Origin of the sequence: Vibrio sp. SCSIO 43135 (assembly GCF_023716665.1) — a bacterium.
GTDB classification, from domain to species: Bacteria; Pseudomonadota; Gammaproteobacteria; order Enterobacterales; family Vibrionaceae; genus Vibrio; species Vibrio paucivorans.
The window spans coordinates 1,114,676-1,139,479 of record NZ_CP071859.1; the positions used below are offsets into that span (position 1 = coordinate 1,114,676).

Consider the following 24,804-nt stretch of genomic DNA (forward strand, 5'->3'; position numbering starts at 1 on the left):
TGGATTATATTTATTCAACATTTGGTGTGTATGATTAATATTCACTCATTTGGTTGCACAATGTCGAAATGTCTTCAGCCGACATTATAGGAGTTATCATGCTTGACATTGACGTAGTTGATTTATCGCGGTTGCAGTTTGCACTCACTGCGATGTATCACTTCCTATTCGTACCTTTGACACTAGGTATGGCTTTCCTATTAGCCATCATGGAATCACTGTACGTAATGACCGATAAGCAAATCTATAAGGACATGACAAAGTTCTGGGGTAAGCTTTTCGGTATTAACTTTGCACTTGGTGTGGCAACAGGCCTAACCATGGAATTCCAGTTTGGTACGAACTGGTCGTACTATTCTCACTATGTCGGTGACATTTTTGGCGCTCCTTTGGCCATTGAAGCGCTGGTAGCCTTTTTCCTAGAGTCGACGTTTGTTGGTTTATTCTTCTTCGGCTGGGACCGTCTGTCTAAGCGTCAGCACTTGACGGTTACTTGGTTAGTTGCACTGGGTTCAAACTTCTCTGCACTTTGGATTCTTATTGCGAACGGCTGGATGCAAAACCCTGTCGGCGCTGAATTCAACTTCGAAACCATGCGTATGGAAATGGTGAGCTTTGCGGAAGTTGTCTTCAACCCTGTAGCACAGGTGAAATTTGTTCACACAGTTGCATCGGGTTATGTAACAGGTGCGATGTTCGTGCTTGGTATCAGTGCATACTACTTGCTGAAAGGTCGCGATGTGGCATTCGCTCGTCGTTCATTCGCAATTGCTGCGTCATTCGGTATGGCTTCAATTCTTTCTGTACTAGTTCTAGGTGATGAATCTGGCTACGAAGTGGGTGAAGTTCAAAAAGTTAAGCTGGCAGCTATTGAAGCAGAGTGGCACACCGAGCCAGCTCCTGCTGCATTTACTCTATTTGGTCTTCCGAACCAAGAATCAATGGAAACAGACTACGCAATTAAGATCCCTTACGTAATGGGTATTATCGCGACGCGTTCTATTGATACTGAAGTAACAGGTCTTCGCGACTTACGTGATGAGCACGTTGATCGTATCCGCAACGGTATGTATGCATACGAGTTGCTAGAAAAACTGCGTGCAGGCGATAAGTCTGAAGAAAACAAAGCAGCATTTGATGAAGTGAAAGGTGACCTAGGTTACGGCCTACTTCTGAAGCGCTACACAGAGAACGTAGTAGACGCAACAGAGGAACAGATCCAAGCGGCAGCGGATGACTCTATCCCAACGGTTTGGCCTCTATTCTGGTCGTTCCGTATCATGGTTGCTTGTGGTTTCATCATGTTGTTTGTATTTGGTGCTGCGTTTGTACAAACGTGTCGTCATAAAATTGAACAGAAGCCTTGGGTATTGAAAGCTGCGCTATTTAGTATCCCACTTCCTTGGATTGCTATTGAAGCAGGCTGGTTTGTCGCGGAATACGGCCGTCAACCATGGGCGGTAGGTGAAATCTTACCAACGCACGTTGCAGCATCAGCTCTGACTATTGGCGAGCTTTGGACATCACTATTTGCAATTCTTGCACTGTACACAGTGTTCCTAATTGCAGAAGTATACCTAATGCTGAAATTCGCTCGTAAGGGCCCAAGCAGCCTGAAAACTGGCCGCTATCACTTTGAACAAAACGGTACGTCTGTTGAAGACAAAGTTAGCCGTCAAGTAGAAGCGTAAGGCAGGGAGAATCTACAATGTTTGATTACGAAATTTTACGATTAATTTGGTGGGTACTGATTGGTGTACTACTAGTAGGTTTCGCCGTGACTGATGGCTTCGACATGGGCGTTGCAGCTCTGTCTCCTGTTATCGGTAAGAGCGACACTGAGCGTCGTATTATGCTGAACACCATTGCTCCTCACTGGGATGGCAACCAAGTTTGGTTAATCACTGCGGGTGGTGCACTGTTTGCTGCATGGCCTCTAGTTTACGCAACATCGTTTTCTGGATTCTATTTAGCTATGTACGTAACGCTAGCAGCTCTTTGGCTACGTCCACTTGCTCTAGACTACCGTTCTAAGATTGAAGATCCAAAATGGCGTAAAGCTTGGGATTACGCGCTTTGCTTTAGCGGCACAGTTCCACCAATTATCTTTGGTGTTGCTTTTGGTAACCTGTTTCAAGGTGTTCCATTTGAGCTAAACAGCCTGCTGATGTCTGAGTACAAAGGTTCGTTCTTTGCTCTATTGAACCCGTTTGCTCTACTGTGTGGCGTACTAAGCTTGATGCTGTTTGTAATGCAAGGTGCTACTTGGCTGCAAATGAAGACTACTGAGTCACTACACGAGCGTGCTCGCGGTGTTGCTCAAATCACAGGTCTAATCGCTGCTGCACTATTCGTAGTGGGTGGCTTCTGGATTCAATCGATCGATGGTTACGTGATTACAAGCTCGCTAGACACAATGGCTGATTCAAACCCACTAAATAAGGAAGTTGCGGTTCAAGCTGGCGCGTGGATGGCGAACTTTGAAACGTACCCTGCAATGTGGGCTGCGCCTATCCTAGGTGTGGTAATGCCATTGCTCGCGGTTGTAGCGTCACGCTTAGAACGTGGTGGTTTTGCATTCTTGTTCTCAAGCTTGTCGAACGCTGGTGTTATCCTAACGGCTGGTTTTGCGATGTTCCCATTCTTGATGCCTTCAAGCCTAATCCCGAACCACAGCTTAACAATGTGGGATTCAACTGCGAGTGAATTAACACTTGGCTTGATGACTGCAGTAGCGGCGGTAATGGTACCTGTGATTCTTGCTTACACGACTTGGACTTATTACAAAATGTTTGGTCGTTTGGATAAGAAACACATCGAAGATAATGACGTTTCAGCTTACTAAGCTAGAAGTTAAATAACTTAGGAGAAATTTTATGTGGTATTTCGCATGGATTTTGGGTGTACTTCTAGCATGTGCATTCGGCATCATTAACGCTCTTTGGTTAGAGCATTCAGAAATGATGGATAAAGACAGTGAGTAATCTCGCTGAGCAGGTAGCTAAGCTACATGCGCCTATGGATAAGGCTCTGTTTAGAGCCTTATCACTTGTACTAGGGTTTGCTCACGTTGCCATGGTAATGTGGGATCCGGAACTCTACGCTACACATATCGGTGGCTTTAATGCAGTGATTGGCCCATTACTGATCTGGTCAGTGTGTTCTAGCATGGTATATGGGATTGGTTTTAAGCCTAGATACTGGCTGTGGCAAGTCCTGTTTAGCCCCTACTTTTCGCTAACGATTCTGGTCTATCTAACCATTTTAAGGTTACTGGGATAGAATTCGTTACAAAATCGCCGAATTTATATTCAAGTTAGCGCTGCCTCTTTGAGACAGCGCTAATTTTTTATCTATTAGCGCTTAAAACCCTTATTAGCACTTGTACTAATAGTAATGAGTTGCGTTATAGTATCTGCCCGTAATCTATTAACTTTCGGTATTGTTGTGCAATCGACAGCTACAGTTTTTCATTGGCCAGTGACCGTCTATTACGAAGACACAGACGCTGGTGGTGTGGTTTATCATGCCAACTACATAAAGTTCCTAGAGCGTGCTCGAACTGAAATGCTTCGTTCATTAGGAGTGTCTCAGAATGTACTTCTGGAACAAAAGACTGGCTTTGTGGTCAGACACATCGATATCGATTTTCTTCAAGGTGGATACCTTGATGATCAACTAGACGTGAAAACCTCTGTTGCCCAACTAAAAAAAGCTTCGATTGTATTCTGTCAGGAGATCGTAAATCCTGATGGGGCGATATTGTGTAAGGCAATGGTTAAGGTAGCATGTATCGACACAGACAAAATGAGGCCGAAAGCGATGCCTCAATCTATACTTTTGGAGTTTACCCACAGTGACCGCTGATATTTCATTTTTTGACCTATTTTTACAGGCTAGCTTTCTGGTAAAGATGGTGATGTTGATCCTTTTGGGTATGTCGATTATCTCTTGGGCGATGATCATTAAGCGCAGCAAAGTGCTGACGCAAGCGACAAAAGATGCAGACTCGTTTGAAGATAAGTTTTGGTCTGGCAAAGATTTATCGCTGCTTTACCAAGATGTAAAAAAACGCAAAGACGATATTTCTGGCACAGAAGAGATATTTTATTCAGGTTTCACTGAGTTTGCGCGCCTGCGCAAATCTAACGCAGACTCTCCAGATTTCATTATGGAAGGCACAGGCCGAGCGATGCGTGTTGCAGTAGCACGTGAAGTAGATGAGCTCGAAACCAACCTACCATTCTTAGCAACTGTTGGTTCAATCAGCCCATATATCGGCCTATTTGGTACGGTATGGGGGATCATGCATGCTTTCATCGCATTAGGCGAAGTGAAGCAAGCAACACTGGCAATGGTTGCTCCTGGTATCGCGGAAGCACTGATTGCGACAGCGATGGGCCTATTTGCTGCAATTCCAGCGGTAATGGCATACAACAAGTTCAGCAGTAAGGTTGGCAAGTTAGAGCATAACTACGCGACATTCTCTGAAGAGTTCCACAGCATCTTGCACCGTCAGGCGATGGCTGGAAAGGAATAGAGCATGGCGGGTTACCAACCTAAAAAACGTAAAATGACAGCAGAGATTAACGTTGTACCCTATATCGACGTTATGTTGGTTTTACTGATTATCTTTATGGTGACGTCTCCTTTTGTTACGCAAGGCGTGGACGTCGAACTGCCAAAAACATCGACAGCGAAACCCGCATCTGAACTGGCCGGGGATAGCGACAGCAGCTTTATCATTGTGGAAATCGACAAGGATGGAAACCTAGGATTAAGCGTGAATGATGAAGAAGTACAGCGTGGTATGTCTATCCAAGACATCGTAGTGAGAGTTAAAGCCGAGCTATCTATCAAGCCTGATTCACCAGTGGCTGTTGGCGGTGATGCCTCTACGCCATACGCTGAAGTTGTTTTAGTGCTGGATGAATTGAGCCGCGCAGGTATTCCAAAAGTTGGATTGCTGACGGATATCAGGGAATAGAACTGTTATTCATGAAAGAGCAGAAATCGAAAAAGAACGATATTACTAAGCCGATTGCTATCTCTGCGGGCCTGCATGCTGTTTTGATTGCAGCGCTGCTATTTGGTACGGACTTTACCATGTCTAAACCAGAGCCTGCGGGCAATATGGTTCAAGCTGTGGTGATTGATCCGCAACTAGTTCGTCAGCAAGCTCAAGAAATTCGTAATCAACGTGAGGCGGCGGCCAAAAAAGAGCAAGCTCGCCTTGATAAGCTACGCCGTGAGAGCGAGCAGCTAGAGAAAAGCCGCAAAGCAGAAGAAGAACGTATTCGTAAGCTGAAAGAGCAGCAAGCCCGAGAAGCAAAAGCCGCTCGTGAAGCTGAGCAACAGAGAATTCAGCGTGAGAAAGAGCGTAAAGCCGAAGAAGCACGAGTGAAAAAAGAACGTGAGCAAGCTGCAAAACTCGAAGCTGAGCGCAAAAAGAAAGAAGCTGCGATTCGCAAAGCTGAGGAAGAACGTTTAGCTAAAGAAGCCGCGATTGCTAAAGCTGAAAAAGAACGAATTGCCAAAGAAAAAGCGGCTCAAGAAGCCAAAGAGAAGGCAGAACGCGCAGAGAAAGAGCGCATAGCGAAAGAGAAGGCTGCAAAAGAGGCAGCTGAAAAGGCTCGTAAAGAGAAAGAGCGTCTAGAGCGCTTAGAGCGTGAGCGTAAAGAGCAGGAAGCCGCTCTGAATGACATCTTCGCTGGGCTTGAATCCGAAGCTGCGCAAAACAGTTCTGCTCGCGCTCAATATGTATCAAGCGAAACGGATCGCTATGGCGCAATCTATACACAGCTGATTCAGCAAAATCTTCTCATAGAGGACAGTTTCAGGGGAAAGTCTTGTCGAGTTAACTTGCGCCTGATACCAACAGGTGCTGGGGCTATCGTGGGTGAGCTAAATATCCTTGATGGTGACAATAGGCTTTGTGCAGCAGCGAAACGTGCAGTGGCTCAGGTTGGGACATTTCCGTTACCAAAAGATGAGCCAGACGTTGTTGAGAAACTCAAGAACATTAATCTAACGGTAGTACCGGAGTAAAAAGGAAAAGCTTGTGATTAAGCGATTAATTTTAGGATTCCTACTCATCGCATCGAGTAGTATGCAGCTTGCCAATGCTGCATTGGAGCTGGTCATTACTGATGGTATTAACTCAGCGCGCCCAATAGCGATCGTCCCTTTTAAGTGGGAAGGTGGAAAACTTCCTCACGACGTTTCGGCTGTTATCGCTTCAGACTTACAACGAAGTGGTAAATTTAGCCCGGTGGCAACATCAAAGATGCCACAAACCCCTTACTCAGAAGCTGATGTGAACTTCGATGCTTGGTCGACACTCGGTGTCGACGCAATGCTCACAGGTTCGATTACCAAGGGTGAGGGCGACAACTACGTTATCAATTACCAACTTATCGATGTGGTAAGAGGCCAATTGACCAGTGGCCAAAGTAAAGCACTGAGTGACGATGGCCAGTTGGTGTTGTCGAAAGATCATGTTCTGTTCAACAAGCGCGCAACTGTTCCTGGTCCGCGTCTGCGTGAATATGCTCATCGCATTTCTGATCTGGTCTATGAAGAGCTAACAGGTGAGCGCGGCGCCTTTTTAACGCGTATCGCTTACGTTGTTGTACAAGATAAAGACGCCTACCCGTATCAACTACGTGTTGCGGATTACGACGGTTACAACGAACGCTTAGTTCTGCGCTCAAAGCAGCCGCTCATGTCTCCAGCATGGTCTCCTGATGCTAAAAAATTAGCGTACGTAAGTTTCCAAAATGGCCAAGCTGAAATATTCATCATGGATATTTACACTGGTAAGCGAGAGAAAGTGACGTCATACCCACGTCACAATGGTGCGCCAAGATTCTCTCCAGATGGCAGTAAACTAGCGTTGGTGTTATCCAAAACGGGTAGCCTACATGTCTACACTTTGGACCTGAAAACACGAAAACTAACGCAAATTACACGCGGTAGATCAAATAATACGGAACCATTCTGGCATCCTGAAGGTAATTCGTTAATCTTTACCTCGGATCGGGGTGGTAAACCACAGATATATCAAGTAAATTTGGCAGACGGTGCGACCAACCGTCTTACTTGGCAAGGCAGCCAGAATTTAGGCGGTCAAATAACTCCTGATGGTCGATTCCTCGTAATGGTGAATCGCAGTAATTCAGGCTTTAATTTGGCAAAACAAGATTTGGAAACGGGGGCAGTGCAAATTCTGACTAAGACTTTGCTTGACGAGTCTCCAAGTATTGCTCCTAATGGCGGCATGGTCATTTACAGCTCTATCTACAATACAACCAACGTACTTTCGATGGTGTCGATAGACGGACGTTTTAAAGCTAGATTACCGGCAACAAACGGGCGTGTTAGAGCGCCTGCGTGGTCACCGTTTTTGTAGCAAGTAAGTATCAATAAGTAAGGAAAATAAAATGCAACTTAATAAAGTTCTTAAAGGGCTACTAATCGCGCTACCTGTACTAGCAGTGACAGCATGTAGTTCAAGTGATGAAGCAACAGATGCATCTGGTGCTGAAACTAACCAAACTACAGCTGGTTCAGAAAATGGTGTAGATACTACAGTTGTTTCACCAATCGATGCGAACAGCCAACTTACTGAGCAAGAGCTAAAAGAACAAGCTCTTCGCGAAACTCAAACAATTTACTTCGCGTTCGATAATGCAACTATTGCAGGTGACTACGAAGAAATGCTAGCTGCGCACGCTGCGTACCTAAGCAAAAACGTAGACATGAAAGTAACTATCGAAGGTCACGCTGATGAGCGCGGTACTCCAGAGTACAACATCGCTCTAGGTGAGCGTCGTGCACAAGCTGTAGCTAAGTACCTACAAGCTCTAGGTGTTCAAGCTGACCAAATCTCTATCGTTAGCTACGGTGAAGAGAAGCCTCTTCTACTAGGCCAATCTGAAGAAGTATACGCTAAGAACCGCCGCGCAGTTCTAGTATACTAATCGAGGATACGCCTCATGTTCAGTAACTTTAAGCGCGTTGTTACGCTTACGTTACTGGCAAGTGCAGCGAACACTGCGTTCGCTGCACCAGCTCCAGTATCAGACCTTAACAGTGAAGCACCCGCGCAGAAATCCCAACCTGTAAGTTCTTCTTCATCAGAAACTGACATCGAACGTCTGGAGCGCTTGCTTGCCAATCGCAATCAAGTTCAGTTGCAAATGCAACAACAGATCGATGATATGTCTCTTGAGATCAGCGAACTACGCGGTCAATTAGAAAAAAATAGCTACGACATGCAGCAAATGTTGCAACGTCAACGCGAGCTATTTATCGAACTCGATAAAATTCGTGGCGAAATGAAAAACGCGGCGAAAGTAGTACCAGTCGACTCCAAAACAGATGAGCCGAAAGGGACGTTCAGTAGCAATATTGATGAGCAAACGGCTTATCAGAATGCTGTTGATATGATTCTAAAACAGAAAGACTACTCAGGTGCGATCGTCGCATTAGAGCAGTTTCAAAAAGATTACCCAGACTCAAGCTTCGCGCCTAATGCTCACTATTGGTTAGGGCAACTTTATTTTGCTAAGAAGCAAGATAAAGAAGCGGTGAAGAGTTTTGCAGCGGTTATTACTTACAAAGACTCAAACAAACGAGCGGATTCTCTAGTTAAGCTTGGCGACATCGCAGAGCGAAACAACAATGCTGAAGCTTCTAAGAAATACTACCAGCAAGCGATCGAAGAGTATCCAGGTAGTGCTTCTGCCAATGTTGCTAAGCAAAGGCTGAGCAAGTAACTCGGCTATTTCAACTTAAAGAGGCGGCTTTACCAAATTGGTAATGCCGCCTCTTTTGCTTCGTTATTAGCTAAATGTCTTTCTGTTATACGCTATAGGTAGCAGCGTGAACTTTCCTTTTCCCAAGCTAACCTGAATCTACTTTGATCTTATTAGCTAAGAGGGGTTACAATACTCGGATTACTGGAAGTTGCGTAGAGCAAGAGCAATGAGCCACATACTAGATACAATTGATACAGTTTACCCTTTCCCACCAAAACCAGTCCCGCTGACAGACGAACAAAAACAAGCGTATATCGCGAAGATTAAGGTTCTGTTGGAAGAAAAAGACGCGGTTTTGATCGCACACTACTACACCGATCCTGAAATTCAGGCTCTCGCAGAAGAAACCGGCGGCTTTGTTGGTGATTCACTTGAGATGGCTAAGTTCGGTAACCGCCACTCGGCGAGCACATTGGTGATTGCGGGCGTTCGCTTTATGGGTGAATCCGCTAAGATTCTAACGCCAGAAAAACGCATTTTGATGCCTACGCTGGAAGCTGAGTGTTCTCTAGACTTAGGTTGTCCTGCAGACAAGTTCACTGAGTTCTGCGATGCTCACCCCGACCATACTGTCGTTGTTTACGCCAATACATCTGCTGCGGTAAAAGCGCGCGCAGATTGGGTGGTAACCTCCAGTATCGCACTAGAAATCGTAGAGCACTTAGACGCCGAAGATAAACCAATCATCTGGGGGCCAGACCGTCACCTAGGTTCTTACATAGCTAACCAAACTGGCGCAGATATGCTTCTTTGGCAAGGTGAGTGTGTGGTTCATGATGAGTTCTCTGCTGACGCATTGCGTAAGATGAAAGGCTTATACCCAGAAGCAGCAATTTTGGTTCACCCAGAATCACCAGAAAGTGTCGTTGCTTTGGCTGATGCGGTTGGCTCTACGAGCCAGCTTATTAAAGCAGCGAAAGAGTTACCGCAACAGAAAATGATTGTGGCAACTGACAAAGGTATCTTCTTTAAGATGCAGCAATTGGTGCCAGAGAAAGAGCTCATTGAAGCGCCAACAGCCGGAGCGGGTGCAACATGTCGTAGTTGTGCTCACTGCCCTTGGATGGCAATGAATGGCTTGAAAGCGATTGAGCAAGCGCTACGTGATGGTGGTGAAGAGCACGAAATTTTCGTCGATGATGAGCTACGTGTTAAATCCCTTATTCCGCTTAACCGCATGCTTGATTTTGCAGAGCAGTTAAACTTGCAGGTGAAAGGTAACGCTTAACACTTCTGATCAAGTTCAAATAACGAAAGCCAGTCTTATGACTGGCTTTTTTACGTCTAGTGAGCGCTACTTCTAAGCTGGACTAATACTCATTAGATTCACCGCTGATATCCCTATCTCTTGTTGTATTTAATCTATGAATTTAATTGGTGATTATTACTAATTAAAACATATAGTTACATAGCTTATTTATGCTAATTTGGCGATACAATTTATCGCTTAAATATCAATTTGGGATAATGATTCCATCAGTGAATTGATGTCTTTTCCATACGCATGTTATTGCGCTAAATTCCGTTCGCTCAATCACATTTCGGCAAACCATTCGAAAGGGTGGGACGCAAAGCTTCCGGTCTGTCGGCACTGGGTTACCAATGCCTATGATAGCGGGGTTGCCACTTAGATTTATCGACTCTTATGTTTTTATACATGGAGAAGATGAGCTGTATCTAAGTGATCAGCATGCGCCGAGGTGGGGCATTAATTTGTCAGCCAATTAAGAGGACATGTGATGAAATTATTACCAAATAAATCAATATTAGCTTTGGCTCTTGCGAGCTTAAGTTCAGGTGTGTTTGCCCACGGTTACGTATCAGAGGTGAATGGCGGGGTGGCTGCTGGCCGTGCTGCGCTATGTAAGTTTCCAGCGCCAGACACTAAAGAACAAAACACTGAATGTGGTGCGATCCAGTATGAACCGCAGAGTGTTGAAGGGCCTGAAGGCTTCCCTGAAGCCGGCCCTCGAGATGGGAAAATCGCCAGTGCAGAAACGAGCTTAGCGGTAGCACTTGATGAACAAACAGCAGACCGTTGGGTTAAGCGTCCTATTCAGTCTGGAATGCAGACTTTTGAGTGGACGTTCACGGCAAACCACGTTACCCGCGATTGGAAATACTACATCACTAAAGCAGATTGGAATCCAAACGCTGCGCTTTCACGTGATTCGTTTGACCTAACACCATTTTGTGTTGTTGATGGAAATATGACTCAGCCACCAATGCAGGTTAGCCATCAATGTAATGTACCAGAGCGCGAAGGTTATCAAGTGATTCTTGCGGTATGGGATGTGGGTGATACTGCTGCCGCGTTTTACAACGTCATTGACGTAAGATTCGATGGTGATGATCCGGAAATTCCTGATTGGAGCCAAGGTGGCCAGATCAACCCGACGATGGACCTTAGCGTCGGTGACACTGTATACACTCGTGTATTTGACAAAGTGGGCGAAAATGACAGCTACCGTACAGAGCTAGAGATCACCAATGAAACATTGGGTAAAGCGAAAAACTGGTCTTACGCATTAGCGACTAAGATCAACCAAGAGCAAACTAAGCTGCAGGCAGGCCAGTACTCAGAGGGTAGCTTTACTCCTGTATTTGGTACTAACCCTGTCTACCTACAATCAGGCAGTGGATTAGAGAGTGTCGAAATTGGATATGACATCTTAAATCCTGAGCCGGATTACGATCTTACGGTCGAAGGCTTAGCTGAAGAGTATGTTATCTCTAGCGAGCCAACTGCTCTGGATCTTACCTTAACGGCTGAAGGTGATATTAACGCTGAACTGACAGTTTACAACCACCATCAAGAGCCACTAGCAAGCTGGACTGGCGACATTAAAGACGGTGCAAGTGAAGGTGTTGTTCTGGAACTAAGCAAATCTGAGCCGGGCCATCATATGTTAGTTAGCCGTGTGAAAGATGCGGGTGGCAACCTTGTTGATCAGCAAACGCAAGATTTCCACTTAGTTGACGAAGACGTAACGCCTCCGCCATCGGATGATTATGACTTTGTATTCCCACAAGGTTTAGAGAGCTACACTGATGGTACTAAGGTTCTGGCTAGCGATGGACGAGTATACCAATGTAAGCCTTTCCCAGAGTCTGGCTATTGTAAACAGTGGTCTCCAACGGCTACTCAGTATGAGCCGGGCACTGGTTCCCACTGGGAAATGGCTTGGACTAAAGTGAACTAATCTAACTACGCGCGATAAAGCCTCACGGATGTGAGGCTTTTTTGTATGTGGGGGCTTTTTTGAATGTAATGAGTTCCCCTACTAAATCCTACCCGCGCGCAGAAAAGTCGCATTACATGAGGAGTGAGTCATGACGAGGTTCTAATTATCTGATATATCTATGTATAGAAAGAGTTCTAGAAGTAAATGGAATTAGGTAAACGATGACTCTGTGGCTTTATCTTAAGAAATGGATGCGAACAAGCTTATTCAAGATCAACAACCGAAATCTTGTATTGCTCACACTGGTCTACATTTTTATCTCATGGGGCCTGCTGAAAGGTGCGGGGGAACATGAGCTTACCGACAACGTATCATTGTTCTTCTATTACTTGATGGTGACAGCTTCAACAGTTGGATACGGTGACTATTCACCAGTCTCCGATGCTGGAAAGTGGGCAGTAACACTGTTTGTTATCCCAGGTGGATTAAGCTTGTTTGCCGCAGTACTCGGACGCATAGCTGGCGGAGTGATTGAATACTGGCGTGCAGGAATTTTAGGAAAACGGAGAATGCGCGTGGAGAACCACATATTGCTATTGGGCTGGAACGGACAACGTACCATGCACTTGATACGGATGTTGCAACATGAGGAAGCGGGGAAACGACCAATTACACTGTGCAGCCGCTCTGATATTGAGAACCCATTGCCGGGCGAGATAGGCTTTGTGCGCGTAAATAGCTACACCGACGGGCAGGAGATGGACAAGGTCAATATTGAGAAGGCTAGTTGCATTATTGTCGACAACTTAGAAGACGATGTAACGCTTTCTGCAGCGCTTTATTCTTCCAACCGTAACCCTAACGCGCATTTGTTGGCGTATTTCAAAGATGAAGCGTTGAGTTCATTGTTGAGCCAACATTGTCCTAACGCGGAATGTATTCCGGCTGTAGGAGCTGAAATGCTGGCAAAAGCGGCTGTTGATCCTGGTTCTAGCGTGCTTCACCAAGAGCTTTTAGCCTCGACCAGAGGCATGACTCAATATTCAACAGTGTACCCGCAAGATGCCAACGCGACACGGATTGAGTCGGTGTTCATGTTCATGAAATCAGCCCATGATGCAACGCTTATTGCTATTGACCTTGGTAAAGGAATAGAACTGAACCCCGATCTCAGCCAAGCTGTACCAGCAGGGGCGAAGCTATTCTACATTGCGGACGAGCGTATAGAAGCGTTCGATTGGAGCAAACTAAAAAGCCCTCAGTAGTGAGGGCTTTTTATTTATATCTTGACGCGTTATTGTTGCTCGACCAACGTAGAACCACGTTGAGTTAAGCCGCATAGCATCACAGGGATTGCATTGAAGATCTCTTCGAACTGATCGAGGCCTTCAACCCCTTGCTCTTGCAATGCTGCAATGGATGTCTCTGGATCGTAAAGCATACTCAGAGAAAGTAGCACGCCACCTAATAGCGCGTTATCTTCACTCTCTTCTGGCATGATGGTTTCCCAGTCGTCACGTGCTAACTGCCAGCCCTGAAGTACACCTTCACAGAAATCACGGGCACTTTCCGTCACGATTTCTTCTTCATCGAGTTCGCAACCTTCTGGCCACACCCAAGAGCCATCAAAAAGTGCTGGGCGGTACGCGTTCCACATTTCAATAATATGTTCGATGTAGCATTCAAGCTGTTCGCCATCGGAAAACGGTGCCACTTCTTCACCGCCCCATAGGTAAGGTAGCCATTCGTGTGGGGTTAAAACGTTAGGAGCAGCAGCCATCGCGGTTACAAAACCTTGAGTTCTCGCTTGGTTAAGTAGCTTACCTTCTAACTCTGGCAGCGCTAAGATTTCTTGTAATGTCAAAGTGGAATCCATCGGTGATTATTGAATTTGGCACTATAGTAACAAGGCGGACACGTACGAAAAAGACTTGATGTAGTAGATTATTCACTATAATTTTTAACAAACGGAAAAATTTCAAGTGGTTATATGGAAATACGCTCCTCATTAAAACGCAAAAGCATACTCGCCCTAGGAGTGTATTTGTGTTTCTTTATCGCGACGATAGGCACCGTAAGCTATTACGTGGTAGAGCCGCCTGCGCGTGCTAAGCTCGAGCAAAACCTAGATTTACGGACCCAGTTGCTATCTGCCGAAATCGAAGAGCCATTGAATAGCTCGCTAGGCTTACTACAAAGTATTGCTAGCCTTGGTCAAGCAGGGCAGTCTCAGGCGGAACAGGATAAAGTACTCAGAGCCATATTTAGTTCATTAGATGGCATTGCCGCAAGTGGTGGTATCTGGCCTGAACCTTATAGCGTGGATCCTGAAGTCGCATACACGGGGCTGTTTTATAACCGAGCATCAGACGGAAAAGTCGACAAAATTCAATCTTGGAACAACCCAGCAGCTGGCGGTTACAACAACGAAGCTTGGTATGCGGTTGCGGTAGATAAGCCGGAAGGTAGCGTATTTTGGTCTGAAGTGTATATCGACTCATATACTCATGTTCAAATGATCACTGCAACCATGCCATATTATGTTCAAGGGCAGTTCGCTGGGGTTGCAACGGTAGACTTGGCACTTTCCAATTTGGTTCGATTTGTTCGCCAGCACGCCGAAGAATATGATTTGGGCGTGATACTTCGCGACGGATTTGGTGAAGTCATTACTGAACACAACTTCAAAAAAACCGACGATATTTACATCAGCAAAAATGAGTTTGGCGGCTTTAAATGGACGGTGGACGTTGTTAACTCGAAACTGACCGTAAACGAAGAAGTTTATGACCTAGTATCGAAAGTGGAGTTTGGCATCATCCCCATTCTTCTACTGTGTGTGATGGTCGGGTATTACCTACTCAATCAATACTTGATTAAACCCATTATCCTAATTGCGAAAAAAGTCGACGACTCAAAAGAAGGCGGCATTATTGAGCTGACCTACAACAGTCACGATGAAATCCGCCACCTCATCGATACCTTCAATCAAAAAACCATTTTCCTTGAAGCAGAAAAAGTCAAAGCGCAAGCCTCCACCAAAGCAAAAAGTGCATTTCTGGCCACGCTCTCACACGAGATCCGAACGCCAATGAACGGCGTGTTAGGTACAGCGCAGATATTACTTAAGAGCGACCTCAACGCAGAGCAAAGAAAGCACCTAAACAGTCTGTATGATTCGGGCGATCATATGATGACGCTACTTAACGAGATCCTTGATTTCTCGAAAATTGAGCAAGGGCATTTGGAGCTAGATAAAACCGCCTTCCCACTAGAGTCGATCATCGGCAGCATTAACAGTGTGTACCATACATTGTGTACCGAGAAAGGGTTGCAGTTCAAAGTCTATTCAGAGATCCCGCATGACCGTTGGTACCATTCTGACAAAGCACGCTTAAGGCAAATCTTGTTTAACTTACTCAATAATGCAGTCAAGTTTACTTCTCGTGGCTTTGTTGAAGTGTACTTAAAAGAGCACTACGAAGAGGATCAGTTGTACTTAGACATACGGGTGCGAGACACAGGTATTGGTATCTCTAAGGATGCTCAAGAACGGATCTTCAGGCCTTTTGAACAGGCTGAATCTTCCACCACTCGCCGTTTTGGGGGCACTGGGCTGGGGCTTGCTATTGTTCAGCAAATTGTTGAGCTCAATGGTGGCGATATTATCGTGAACAGTGAAGTTGGCATTGGCACTAGTTTTGAAGTGAAACTACACATCGATGAGGGCACGCCGGGTTCTGTTGAAGTGCCAGTACATCGTAAGCTCAACTACCAAGGGCTTAGGGTCCTTATTGTTGAAGATAATCGTACGAACACCATCATCATTGAAACTTTCATGAAGAACAAAAACTTCACTTGTGAATGTGCCGAAAATGGGGAAATTGCCTTACAGATGATGGCGGCCAACCATTACGACTTAGTACTGATGGATAACCATATGCCAGTAATGGACGGCGTCGAATCGATATCAGGCATACGTGCCATGAGTGGAGAAAAATCGTCGGTGCTTATCTTTGGTTGTACTGCCGACGTATTTAAAGAAACGCGTGAACGCATGTTGGGGGCTGGGGCAGACTACATAGTCGCCAAGCCGATCGATGAAAGCGAACTTGATGATGCGCTCTATCGTTATGCCAATAAGCTCTACCAATATCACCCTGAAAACATGGACGATTCTCAGCAACGTTTGTCTGAAGAAATGTTAGTGAGCTTATGTATTGAAATTGAAAACAAGCAACATGCAAGGGCGCTAGAAATGCTCGATTCAGTCTCTTCTGTGATTGAAAGGTACGCTGAAGTAGAGCTCAAAAACCGCTTGGCAAGCGTAAGGAGAAGCCTAGAGCTGAAAGAAGACCCGAGCTCGAGCGATGTAGACGTGATAACGGTAATGCTTGCAGAGCATTGTAATTAACTTTCACTTTTGTTGCTTCTTAGTCATTATTCTTCCTAGTTTTGGGCTGATGTAGTGATTAATACCTCGGTTAGTCTTTGTTTTGGTTATTTATTTACCTCTTAAGTAAAAATATAGAACCTAATTCTTTAAAAATAATGATTTAATAGTCATATGAGCTGGTTAACTGAATGTTGCCCAGCTCATTTTTCTGCCTGTAAGGTTTTTATTGAGTTTATTATTCTAAAGGTAAGGGTAAATGAGAGCACGAGCTCCTTTTTGTATTCGTCATGCTGCCGCGGATACATTCGCAATGGTCGTATTTTGTTTTGTTTCTGGAATGATCATAGAGATCTTCATTTCTGGAATGACGTTTGAACAATCCCTTGCTTCGCGCACGCTCTCTATTCCTGTTAACATCGCGATCGCTTGGCCTTACGGTGTATTCCGTGATTTCATGCTTAGGCAAGGTAAGCGCGTTTCGGGCTCTGGCTTCATGAAAAACGTGTCCGACTTAGTCGCCTACGTGTTGTTCCAATCGCCAGTTTACGCGGCAATTCTATTTACCGTTGGCGCATCGACCGATCAGATCATTACCGCAGTTACTTCGAACGCTGTAGTGTCTTGCGGTATGGGTGTACTTTATGGCTACTTCCTAGATATGTGCCGCAAATGGTTTCGCGTTCCGGGCTATTATCAGCAAGCTTAAACGGCGGATTCCTACCCGAATTAGTCAGTTAGTGAGCAAACAGTCTTTCTAAGGTGCTTTTTTTCAGAGTTAGGGTTGACCTAACCCAATAGAATCATTAAATTAGCGCCTCGTTGGTTAACGAAACCAACCTACAATACGGTGAGTTGTCCGAGTGGCTGAAGGAGCACGCCTGGAAAGTGTGTATACGGCAACGTATCGAGAGTTCGAATCTCTCACTCACCGCCACATTCTAAAAGGTCTGATTTATCAGGCCTTTTTTCATATCTAAGGTTTACTGGAATAGCTATAGCCCACACTGGAGCTAACACAATGCTATCTCATTCACGTATACCAAGTCGCAAAGCCTTGTATTTAATAACCAGCAGAACAGGTGTCTATGCCTTTCGCTGGAGTATTAGGGCCAATGGCAAGCACCACCAACCAACGCTTAGTCTATAGACCAGAGATTGCTTACAAGCTGTCAGAATGGCTTCTGAGATTGCGTTGTGCATTCTTGAACTGCCCGTAACTACTCTTGAAGACATCAAAGCAATCTATACCGATCTCAGCACCAAAAGCCAAACCGAATTGCGTAAGTTGGAGGCATTAACTGATTTTCCGAAGTAACCTGATGATCATGTTTGGAGAGCATATCTGAAATCACAAAAAGTCATTCCTCTTGCGTCTTGTTACTGTTGTAAAATTCTCGCTTTAATTATTGGTGTAGAGGTGCTCTTGCTTTACACTTTTGGAGTGCAATAATGATGTATTACAAAATGCCTACTGACGAGTTTTGGTTTTATATTTTAGCAGTGTCAATTGCTTCAGCTTATATAGCATTTTGGTTTTGTACTAAAAACAGTTCTGAAGAGCAAGAAGAGCTGCTTCTTCAACTCCCTTTTTTAATACTTAAAAAGGGAGACTCCATCAAAGCTGTGAATCTAGAAAATTCGCTGTTAGCGGACGAGCTTATACAGGAGCTTTTAAGCATAGGTTTTGCAGAAGTAGAAAGGTTGCAAGCTACGAATAAGGATGCTGCATTGGAAGCCTATAATGAATCTATTAAGCTCTCACCACTCGATGAAGCTAATTTGACTATACGCAAAGCGAACTCAAGAGTTGCAGAATTAAAAAAAACAATAGATACATTGGAAATGGAAGTATTAGGCGGTAAAGCTGTAATAAAAAGAAGAGATGAGCGTATATTGGATTTAGAAAAGCAGCTTGAAAGTCGGGGTAGAACGGAGTCAAGTTATACCGACTATCAGTGGCTGGGTTTTTCTTCATCACCGTCACGACAGGAACTAAAGAAAAAATATCAACGGCTGACTCAAGTGTACCATCCAGATAAAGGTGGGTGTAATGTGATGATGTCTAAAATCAATGGAGCTTATGAGCGGCTCTTGGCTAAGATTTAATATATACACAATTAATGGCTTAACCGTTAGGGGTATTGGTGATTAGCCAGTATCCCTTTTCCCGTTAAAGGGGTATTGGTTTCTGAGGTGTGTCTGTAATCGATTTCCCCTAAGGATATCCTTAGGTGCATTTCCATTTAACTGAAGAAAGAGTTATATTTCCTTATTTTTCAGTTACTAACGCCATAATAGTTTATTACTAGTAGGATAAATATTCTGTGCGTTAAGTTGTCTGTGTTGGTATTGCTTTTGTCTGTGTGCTATTAATACCAATAATTGCTTGATGTCGGGATTTAGATTAATCAGTAGCAATGCGATATATTTTGTTCAGTATGACTCACTAAGTGCGAGTTCAACTTCAGTGTTATGACGGTTTCTAGTTGATTGCTACCCGAGGATGCTAAGTTGTCTGATATTGGAAATGATGCGATTTTCATCGTTTCCACACTCAGGACAATAATAATATGCATCATGATAGTTATCCTCATTACTAGGTAAGAGATCAACTTCATTCCCAAGCGGTAAACACTTTGAGCACAGGGGACGTTGAGGCGCATCATCGCCATAGATATAGGTTAAACCATCGATTACAGTGTACATTTTCAAGTCGTTATTTTGCGGCGTTTCGGTGTGAATGCTTTCGTGTAGGTTTAGTAAGATATCTCGAAGTAGAATTGAAGTTTCCAAGGTAAAACAACGCTCAGATAGACTTGAAGTGGCAAGGTTATCAACGATTGTTATAAGTTCAACTGTTTGCTCAATTATCGTTGTACTCTGAATAGATAAAGTTCCTTTTTTCTCTAACTCAATTAGAAGAAAAAGGTAGTCAAGAAACAATACTTTCTTGTCTAAGTTTTCGGGAATCGAGGAAAATATAGGTGACTTTACAAACTGCGATATTTGTCTGTATGTGTTGTTTATATTATTCATCTTACTTTCCCCGAGCTATTTTTCCACTTTAAGGGATTATGCTACTTGTAACAAGTTACACACGCACCACCACCTTCATCTAGGTCGTACATCGCATCCATGTCTAAGGTGTCGATTAACATACTTTCATCAACCATAGCATGCATACCCAAACGACGCTTACGCTCACGAGCTTTCTTTTTCTCGAAACGTTTCTGAACCTTTTCGTGGTTTGCTTTAATCTGAGCTATACGGTCGGGGTTTTCCAGTGACTCTAGAGGCTCATTTGGGCCCATCCAGAAGAAGGTTTCGCCATTTGCACTGGTCTCTGCGCGTTTTTCATAAGACTTCGCTTCAGCGAAGGCTTCAGGATGACGCTCCATTAAACGAACCCATTCAATCTTGCGCTGGAAGAAACAGAAGGTGCACCCTGAACGAGAGCGCCATTCGTAGTATTTAGGCAGGCCAAGGCCTGCGCTATCAAGAATATCTAGAACACCTTGTTTCTTAATACCATCGTCAGCGAATGGCATCTTTATTTTCAGGTACTTTTGACTTTCATTTGGTCGGTAGCCATCACGCCAAGGCTCATCTGCACGAATCCCCACGTAGGAAACAACCTCATATCCTTTATCCAAGTAGGGTTTGATCCACTTTTCAAATGGCTCTAATTTCATACGAATCGTACACCAACGTTGCTGACCTGCTGGTAGGAAGTTGTTGTGTTGTTCGAGCCAGTAATCGAAACCTTTCTTGTCATTGATATGAAGAATAGGCTTACCCAGAACAATCTCTAGTTGTTCCAGGTAATCATAAACTTCAGGTAGCTCTTTCCCAGTATCTGTAAAGAAGTAGTCGATATCGATTTCTGGGTAGTTTCTCGCCATGTAAACGGCTAGGGCTGCGCTGTCTTTACCGCCAGATAAGCCGAGTACATGTTTAACTTTGCGTTCTTGACTCATGATTAATACCTATTCATTTAACCTTGAGCTTCCAGTGCTTGCCTCAATAATGTTTGCAATACGTGGATACGCTCGAACTCGTCCATTTCTAATTCTTTAAGTGTGCGCTCTACGTTTTTAATTTGGTTCTCTGTACTTGCTTGGTCTGCGATACGTACTTCTTTCTTATATGATTTTAGCTGACCATCATTGTCTTCGAGAACCAAAGAAACCAACTTGGTTTTGATTTGTGAAACCTGCTTATTTTGGGTGGTGTCTGATGATTTGACGACACTTAAAAAGTCTTGAGCGAATTCACTGATCTTTGTTGAGGCTGATAGCAACAAACCTTCATTCCAGCTCTGCTTACCGCGGCCAATTACGATCTGAATCATGCTCTCTAGCCACTCAAGAAGGCCATCTTCACTCTTGCCCAGTTCTCTTGCAAAAGCTTTTAACCGAATGTCACCCGCCTTTTGTTCAACCAGTTGGCACATCGCCTTGAGCTCTTCACCGCTTTCAGGGAATAACGTTTTAACCTTTTGCTTGATATCTTTGAGCATCAGCTCATGTTTGCTGCGAAGCACTTTAAAGTGAGACTCAAGGATATCGATCTTTTCACTAAATGAGAGACTATTTTCTGAGTCTAAGTATTTCGGCAGATCAACAATGAGCAGTGCATGCGGATCATTAGCTTGCAAGAAGAGGTCTCTCACGGAAATTAGCTTCTTGTTTTCAGCCGTGTCAGCGTAAAAATCGTGCGCGTTTTTAACCCAATTAGGTAAGTTGTGCATCGTTGTTACCAGTGGGCTAGCAACCGAAAGAATATTGTTTGCCACATCGCGGTTCGTTTCCGCCGCCGTAAATGATGCCAAGAATTGTAACCATTCTTTCTCTGATTTTTCGAGAATGATGTACTTCACGGCTAAGTCCTGAGGTGACTTAATGAGTTTGTGCACATAGTCGACGTCCGGCTCAGCTATGAACGCGTACTCGTTACTCATATCCTTTTCATAGAAGGCAACTTTGTTGCCGAGAGATTTGAGTAGTGCGAGCAAAAATATTGGCGTCACGCCTTGTGTCACACCAAAAGGCGCTTTACTCCAAAGCTCGCATATTTCTGACAATCGAACATTGCGACCTGCATTGTCGACGAGATGACTGTGTGCAGCATCAAAGAGTGCCTTGAGTTTTGGATCAATGTTCGAATCATGGTGCCAATGTTGGCCGTTTTCTGCCTCAGGAGTATGAATTGCCGTATTTTTCAGACAACTGATATACATCGACATCTCAGGTGGATGACCAGTAATACCAAGATTTTCTTCATCCTCTTCATCGAGCATGACTTCAAGTAATTTCTTAAGTGCAGAAACCGCGGTACCAGAGAGTTTGTTGCGGTTTACTAGCTCATTCATAATTACAGGCGTTGCACTAAATACTTTGTCAGCGGTATCACTCACAATAGTACTCAATGTTCTATTGCCACTTAGCTTACCGAAACAATACCAGTCAGCATTGGTAAACGCTTCGTTGATGGCGTTATCAAGGGCAATTTCAGCATTGATTAAGCGACCGTTGTACTCCTTTTGTGCAACATTGTCGTGTGTAAGCGTTGCGCCGATTTCTTTATCGGATTTAATCAGTTCTAAAGCGTACAGCTCTTTTGCCAGAGCAATGATTTCATCAGAGTTTTTGGCACTTGCCAGAATCAAAGTGGGGTGCTGTTTCGATACTTGTTGAAGCTTTGCTTCATCATTATGGTTCAACAGCAGCAGCATGTTTGCAAATTCCCCTTTACGCTGGGAAATAAGTTTGTCGGCAAGTTCGTGATCTAAGTGATGCGAGATCGATTGTTCCGCCCAGCGCAATGTGCCCACTTTGTGGTAATAGCCCTTCGCGATGACCTGTTTTGAGAAAACGATATGATTGATCGCTTCGTTACTTGAACCTTGCTGCTCAATTTTCTCTTCAACCAAGCTTGGTATATCAAGATCAGAACCTTCAAACACCACCCATGAAGATAGATGCTTGCGATAGATAATGCAGGATGCGCCTTTAAGACTTTGCAGATACTCCGCGAGCTCCTCTTCATCACAACCATCGGTAGCGGCGAGCAACATCTCATTAGTTGCTGACAAGTTTGCCGGTTTACCAAATAGTGTGAGCAGCGCAATCGACTTAAGTACTTCGATAGCTTTTTCTGGAACCTGTTTTTTGTTCGCTAGACGAATGGATTCTGTTGCTGCCGCCCAGCCGTGCCCGTCAGGGGAGCCAAGAATTGCATGCTCAAGGTTAATCTCGAGGTAATCCCAAAGATGTTTGAGGTTATAGCGAGCATCACGATTCGCGTTGTCTTTCAGGAACATTTGGAAGCTATTTTGTTCATGAGAGTTCAAAAAACTGAAGGTGCTACGCTCATTTTGACTAAATCGACGCTTAGAAATTGGGCCAAGCATCAGAGCCGTTAAAGGATGCAGCGGTACACATTGTTCCAGCCTTTGCTTTAGCTGTTTTTTTCTCAATGCACTGTCTTTTCCGAATGCATCAAGAACCTGCTTAACAATGCGGTCACCAGAGTTGTCGATTGACTGGGCATGAGTAATTGATTTACCGATCAGAGCAACGGTTTCGTCTGTAGACACATTATAAAGAATGTCATTATAACGACCTTGGATCTTACTCCATTCTTCTTGTAGCTTGGTGCCACGATCTTTAGCGTACTCACTGAAAGCTTGATGCAGGAGGCCAACGAAAATAACGGGCGTATCAATACGACTTAGCACTTCCGCTAGGTCTTGGAAAAGATGCAGCTCTCCGCGGTTTTTATTGATGAACTCTAGGCTTTTACCCATTTCATCAGCAAGCAGTAGAACGCCATCGACTAAGGTATTGGCTTCTATAAAAAGCGCTTCCCAAGTTTCAATGAGGTGGGACTCATTTTCGATGTTGATCTTGCGGTATTTCTTATACAGACACTTCGTTTTTGAGTGCTCTTGGAGAGCATCGAGAGTGGCATCCCAAAATGTGTTGACCGGACTGTTTACACCGCCGACCGATCGGATTTGAAGCCAACCTTTGCTGTAATGAATGCTTTGGTCAAGCAGCGTCTTAGAGTCTTTATTGATAACTTCAAGTGCCACATTACGCATTTCAGGGCTTTCATGCAAAAGCCCCGTAAGAAGCAGCGCGATCGTTGATTTACCTGAACCATATGGGCCGGTGAGGGTGTAAGCGCTCTGACCGGTCTGTGAATATTGTCTAAAGAGTGTTTCCAAAGCCGATTGCGCGGTCCCGTGATAAACCAAACCTTGAAAGAATTCAGGGCTAAGATCGCTATCAATACGAGTAGAACGTTGTTGTCTAGTTGCAATAGAGTATTGTTTGTTCAGCGTCACGTCTTATTCCCCGTGATAGTAGTTTTCTAGGAACATTGCCGGGTCGACTTGCTGCAAGTCATCAAAGCTATGTTGAACTTGTCGTAGGCCTTGAGTGTCTGTCCATGCAATCTTGCCTTTACTTAGGATCTCAAGCTCATCCAGTTTTTCGCTGAGCCCGCTTGTCGTTAGACGGAAAATACGACCAGGTGAGCCGATGTCGTTTAATAGGGAATCGAAAGATAATGTATTGTTATTATTGATAATATTCCCGTCGCTATCGAGCTGCTTTCTCATCAGATAATCGATCAGGGCGTAGCCAAATATTTCGGTAGGCAGAGATTTTTGCGATGACAGCTCAGCGCGATAATCTTTTGCAGACTCTTGTGATATCAGACCCAGTTCTGTGAAAGGAGATGTAAAACTGTCTTCATTGACCTTCCCTACCGCCGTAGCTTTAACAGCGTACATTTGAAATAGACAATCAATGTCTTTTTTCAGGGTTGCTTCAGTGAGTTCTTTCTCATGATTTTCAAGAGATATTTGAATATCTTTAGCGAGCTGAAGCTTATCAATTCTCACACCATTAAAATAATTAAAGAACCAACGGGCAGTATTGATGTCAGAGTTATTCGCATTCATTGATTGCATGAGCCAATGCAGTAACCAAACGGTCCCCTTCTTTTCGAGATACTCGTCGAAAGCATCTCTGCCGACAAATAGTTTCTTTGCAAGGGGCGTTAATTCGTAGGTTTGCGTTTTTCTGTCTGTGCAGACAACGAGATTAAGTGCACGAATCCAGTGCCTAACAGAAAGGACCATGTTCTTACCCATACCCATAGAGATCATTTGATCTTCGATGTTGTCTTTACTCGACAAAGATTTTCCTTCAATAACCTCTTGAATTATCTTGTAAATCCAACCATAGCGGATAGGGAAAGTTTGATGCCCCGAAAACTTAAGGGTGCTCGATTCAATGCTCAATGTGTTTACCTTACTGCTGAATTGGAGATTTTATCCAAACATGGATTCTACGCGTAATCGTAAGAAGATCTAGAGTGAAAATAGATA

23 protein-coding genes, 1 tRNA gene and 1 riboswitch are annotated in these 24,804 nt (G+C 44.3%); of the genes, 19 read left to right on the forward strand and 5 right to left on the reverse strand.

Features of this window, described 5'->3' with window-relative positions; genetic code table 11:
* The first annotated feature begins 98 nt into the window (after nt 1–98).
* From cydA to J4N42_RS05290, 14 genes are all read left to right on the forward strand, one after another.
* Nucleotides 99–1,691: a cytochrome ubiquinol oxidase subunit I gene (gene cydA / locus J4N42_RS05225; RefSeq protein ID WP_252030300.1), complete on the forward strand. Its 1,593-nt coding sequence runs from the start codon at nt 99–101 to the stop codon at nt 1,689–1,691.
* Nucleotides 1,692–1,708: 17 nt separating this feature from the next.
* The gene (cydB, locus tag J4N42_RS05230; protein WP_252030302.1) at nt 1,709–2,845 is read left to right on the forward strand and encodes a cytochrome d ubiquinol oxidase subunit II; all 1,137 of its coding nucleotides are present in this window, start codon (nt 1,709–1,711) and stop codon (nt 2,843–2,845) included.
* Between the two features lie 31 nt (nt 2,846–2,876).
* Nucleotides 2,877–2,984: a cytochrome bd-I oxidase subunit CydX gene (gene cydX, locus J4N42_RS05235; protein WP_000270284.1), complete on the forward strand. Its 108-nt coding sequence runs from the start codon at nt 2,877–2,879 to the stop codon at nt 2,982–2,984.
* Entirely contained in the window at nt 2,977–3,282 is a 306-nt protein-coding gene (ybgE, locus tag J4N42_RS05240) for a cyd operon protein YbgE (RefSeq protein ID WP_252030304.1), read from the forward strand. Before cydX ends, ybgE begins: the two co-directional genes overlap by 8 nt.
* 165 nt (nt 3,283–3,447) lie before the next feature.
* Nucleotides 3,448–3,867, forward strand: a complete 420-nt coding sequence (gene ybgC / locus J4N42_RS05245; RefSeq protein ID WP_252030306.1) for a tol-pal system-associated acyl-CoA thioesterase — start codon at nt 3,448–3,450, stop codon at nt 3,865–3,867.
* Complete coding sequence (gene tolQ, locus J4N42_RS05250; RefSeq protein WP_252030308.1) at nt 3,857–4,540, forward strand: protein TolQ; 684 nt, start codon at nt 3,857–3,859, stop codon at nt 4,538–4,540. The genes ybgC and tolQ overlap by 11 nt, the downstream gene beginning before the upstream one ends.
* A gap of 3 nt (nt 4,541–4,543) precedes the next feature.
* Nucleotides 4,544–4,987 carry a protein TolR gene (gene tolR, locus J4N42_RS05255; RefSeq protein ID WP_252030310.1) on the forward strand — a complete coding sequence of 148 codons (444 nt, stop codon included), beginning with the start codon at nt 4,544–4,546 and terminating at the stop codon, nt 4,985–4,987.
* Between the two features lie 11 nt (nt 4,988–4,998).
* A complete protein-coding gene (gene tolA, locus J4N42_RS05260) occupies nt 4,999–6,048 on the forward strand; it encodes a cell envelope integrity protein TolA (RefSeq protein ID WP_252030312.1) in 1,050 nt (349 codons plus the stop codon).
* 13 nt (nt 6,049–6,061) lie between these two features.
* Nucleotides 6,062–7,411 carry a Tol-Pal system beta propeller repeat protein TolB gene (tolB, locus tag J4N42_RS05265; RefSeq protein WP_252030314.1) on the forward strand — a complete coding sequence of 450 codons (1,350 nt, stop codon included), beginning with the start codon at nt 6,062–6,064 and terminating at the stop codon, nt 7,409–7,411.
* A gap of 31 nt (nt 7,412–7,442) precedes the next feature.
* Nucleotides 7,443–7,982 (forward strand): peptidoglycan-associated lipoprotein Pal, encoded by a 540-nt coding sequence (gene pal, locus J4N42_RS05270; RefSeq protein WP_252030316.1) that lies wholly within the window; start codon nt 7,443–7,445, stop codon nt 7,980–7,982.
* A 15-nt stretch (nt 7,983–7,997) separates the two neighbouring features.
* A complete protein-coding gene (gene ybgF / locus J4N42_RS05275; RefSeq protein ID WP_252030318.1) occupies nt 7,998–8,780 on the forward strand; it encodes a tol-pal system protein YbgF in 783 nt (260 codons plus the stop codon).
* Nucleotides 8,781–8,988: 208 nt separating this feature from the next.
* Nucleotides 8,989–10,050: a quinolinate synthase NadA gene (nadA, locus tag J4N42_RS05280; RefSeq protein WP_252030320.1), complete on the forward strand. Its 1,062-nt coding sequence runs from the start codon at nt 8,989–8,991 to the stop codon at nt 10,048–10,050.
* Between the two features lie 305 nt (nt 10,051–10,355).
* A riboswitch (cyclic di-GMP riboswitch) is annotated at nt 10,356–10,450 on the forward strand.
* A gap of 111 nt (nt 10,451–10,561) precedes the next feature.
* On the forward strand, nt 10,562–12,025 hold the full coding sequence (gene gbpA, locus J4N42_RS05285) for an N-acetylglucosamine-binding protein GbpA (protein ID WP_252030321.1): 1,464 nt from the start codon (nt 10,562–10,564) through the stop codon (nt 12,023–12,025).
* Between the two features lie 203 nt (nt 12,026–12,228).
* Nucleotides 12,229–13,272 (forward strand): potassium channel family protein, encoded by a 1,044-nt coding sequence (locus J4N42_RS05290; RefSeq protein WP_252030323.1) that lies wholly within the window; start codon nt 12,229–12,231, stop codon nt 13,270–13,272.
* A gap of 29 nt (nt 13,273–13,301) precedes the next feature.
* Here J4N42_RS05290 and J4N42_RS05295 read toward each other — a convergent pair whose 3' ends face one another.
* Entirely contained in the window at nt 13,302–13,871 is a 570-nt protein-coding gene (locus tag J4N42_RS05295; RefSeq protein WP_252030325.1) for a UPF0149 family protein, read from the reverse strand.
* A 126-nt stretch (nt 13,872–13,997) separates the two neighbouring features.
* Here J4N42_RS05295 and J4N42_RS05300 point away from each other — a divergent pair, with 126 nt between their 5' ends.
* The 5 genes from J4N42_RS05300 (at nt 13,998) to J4N42_RS05320 (ending at nt 18,509) form a co-directional block, all read left to right on the forward strand.
* Complete coding sequence (locus J4N42_RS05300) at nt 13,998–16,421, forward strand: hybrid sensor histidine kinase/response regulator (RefSeq protein WP_252030327.1); 2,424 nt, start codon at nt 13,998–14,000, stop codon at nt 16,419–16,421.
* A 238-nt stretch (nt 16,422–16,659) separates the two neighbouring features.
* On the forward strand, nt 16,660–17,109 hold the full coding sequence (locus J4N42_RS05305) for an L-alanine exporter AlaE (RefSeq protein WP_252030329.1): 450 nt from the start codon (nt 16,660–16,662) through the stop codon (nt 17,107–17,109).
* A gap of 140 nt (nt 17,110–17,249) precedes the next feature.
* Nucleotides 17,250–17,337, forward strand: a tRNA-Ser gene (locus J4N42_RS05310).
* Nucleotides 17,338–17,577: 240 nt separating this feature from the next.
* Nucleotides 17,578–17,718, forward strand: coding sequence for a hypothetical protein (locus J4N42_RS05315; RefSeq protein ID WP_252030331.1), 141 nt, complete (start codon nt 17,578–17,580; stop codon nt 17,716–17,718).
* Between the two features lie 134 nt (nt 17,719–17,852).
* Entirely contained in the window at nt 17,853–18,509 is a 657-nt protein-coding gene (locus tag J4N42_RS05320; RefSeq protein ID WP_252030333.1) for a J domain-containing protein, read from the forward strand.
* A gap of 387 nt (nt 18,510–18,896) precedes the next feature.
* On the opposite strand, the gene J4N42_RS05325 is transcribed toward J4N42_RS05320, so the two are convergent.
* The 4 genes from J4N42_RS05325 to J4N42_RS05340 are packed head-to-tail and all read right to left on the reverse strand — an operon-like array spanning nt 18,897 to nt 24,717.
* Complete coding sequence (locus J4N42_RS05325) at nt 18,897–19,439, reverse strand: hypothetical protein (RefSeq protein ID WP_252030335.1); 543 nt, start codon at nt 19,437–19,439, stop codon at nt 18,897–18,899.
* A 41-nt stretch (nt 19,440–19,480) separates the two neighbouring features.
* Entirely contained in the window at nt 19,481–20,380 is a 900-nt protein-coding gene (locus J4N42_RS05330) for a phosphoadenosine phosphosulfate reductase domain-containing protein (protein WP_252030337.1), read from the reverse strand.
* A gap of 17 nt (nt 20,381–20,397) precedes the next feature.
* Nucleotides 20,398–23,754, reverse strand: a complete 3,357-nt coding sequence (locus J4N42_RS05335; protein ID WP_252030339.1) for a hypothetical protein — start codon at nt 23,752–23,754, stop codon at nt 20,398–20,400.
* Between the two features lie 3 nt (nt 23,755–23,757).
* Nucleotides 23,758–24,717 carry a DUF4007 family protein gene (locus J4N42_RS05340; protein ID WP_252030341.1) on the reverse strand — a complete coding sequence of 320 codons (960 nt, stop codon included), beginning with the start codon at nt 24,715–24,717 and terminating at the stop codon, nt 23,758–23,760.
* Nucleotides 24,718–24,804: the final 87 nt, after the last annotated feature.

Bases quoted from the DNA above. Each gene is read 5' to 3' on its own strand.
- cydB (WP_252030302.1), top strand. From the start codon at position 1,709: ATGTTTGATTACGAAATTTTACGATTAATTTGGTGGGTACTGATTGGT.
- J4N42_RS05325 (WP_252030335.1), bottom strand. From the start codon at position 19,439: ATGAATAATATAAACAACACATACAGACAAATATCGCAGTTTGTAAAG.
- J4N42_RS05290 (WP_252030323.1), top strand. From the start codon at position 12,229: ATGACTCTGTGGCTTTATCTTAAGAAATGGATGCGAACAAGCTTATTC.
- tolR (WP_252030310.1), top strand. From the start codon at position 4,544: ATGGCGGGTTACCAACCTAAAAAACGTAAAATGACAGCAGAGATTAAC.
- J4N42_RS05330 (WP_252030337.1), bottom strand. From the start codon at position 20,380: ATGAGTCAAGAACGCAAAGTTAAACATGTACTCGGCTTATCTGGCGGT.
- J4N42_RS05320 (WP_252030333.1), top strand. From the start codon at position 17,853: ATGATGTATTACAAAATGCCTACTGACGAGTTTTGGTTTTATATTTTA.
- cydX (WP_000270284.1), top strand. From the start codon at position 2,877: ATGTGGTATTTCGCATGGATTTTGGGTGTACTTCTAGCATGTGCATTC.
- cydA (WP_252030300.1), top strand. From the start codon at position 99: ATGCTTGACATTGACGTAGTTGATTTATCGCGGTTGCAGTTTGCACTC.
- pal (WP_252030316.1), top strand. From the start codon at position 7,443: ATGCAACTTAATAAAGTTCTTAAAGGGCTACTAATCGCGCTACCTGTA.
- nadA (WP_252030320.1), top strand. From the start codon at position 8,989: ATGAGCCACATACTAGATACAATTGATACAGTTTACCCTTTCCCACCA.
- J4N42_RS05315 (WP_252030331.1), top strand. From the start codon at position 17,578: ATGGCTTCTGAGATTGCGTTGTGCATTCTTGAACTGCCCGTAACTACT.
- J4N42_RS05300 (WP_252030327.1), top strand. From the start codon at position 13,998: ATGGAAATACGCTCCTCATTAAAACGCAAAAGCATACTCGCCCTAGGA.
- ybgF (WP_252030318.1), top strand. From the start codon at position 7,998: ATGTTCAGTAACTTTAAGCGCGTTGTTACGCTTACGTTACTGGCAAGT.
- gbpA (WP_252030321.1), top strand. From the start codon at position 10,562: ATGAAATTATTACCAAATAAATCAATATTAGCTTTGGCTCTTGCGAGC.
- tolA (WP_252030312.1), top strand. From the start codon at position 4,999: ATGAAAGAGCAGAAATCGAAAAAGAACGATATTACTAAGCCGATTGCT.
- J4N42_RS05305 (WP_252030329.1), top strand. From the start codon at position 16,660: ATGAGAGCACGAGCTCCTTTTTGTATTCGTCATGCTGCCGCGGATACA.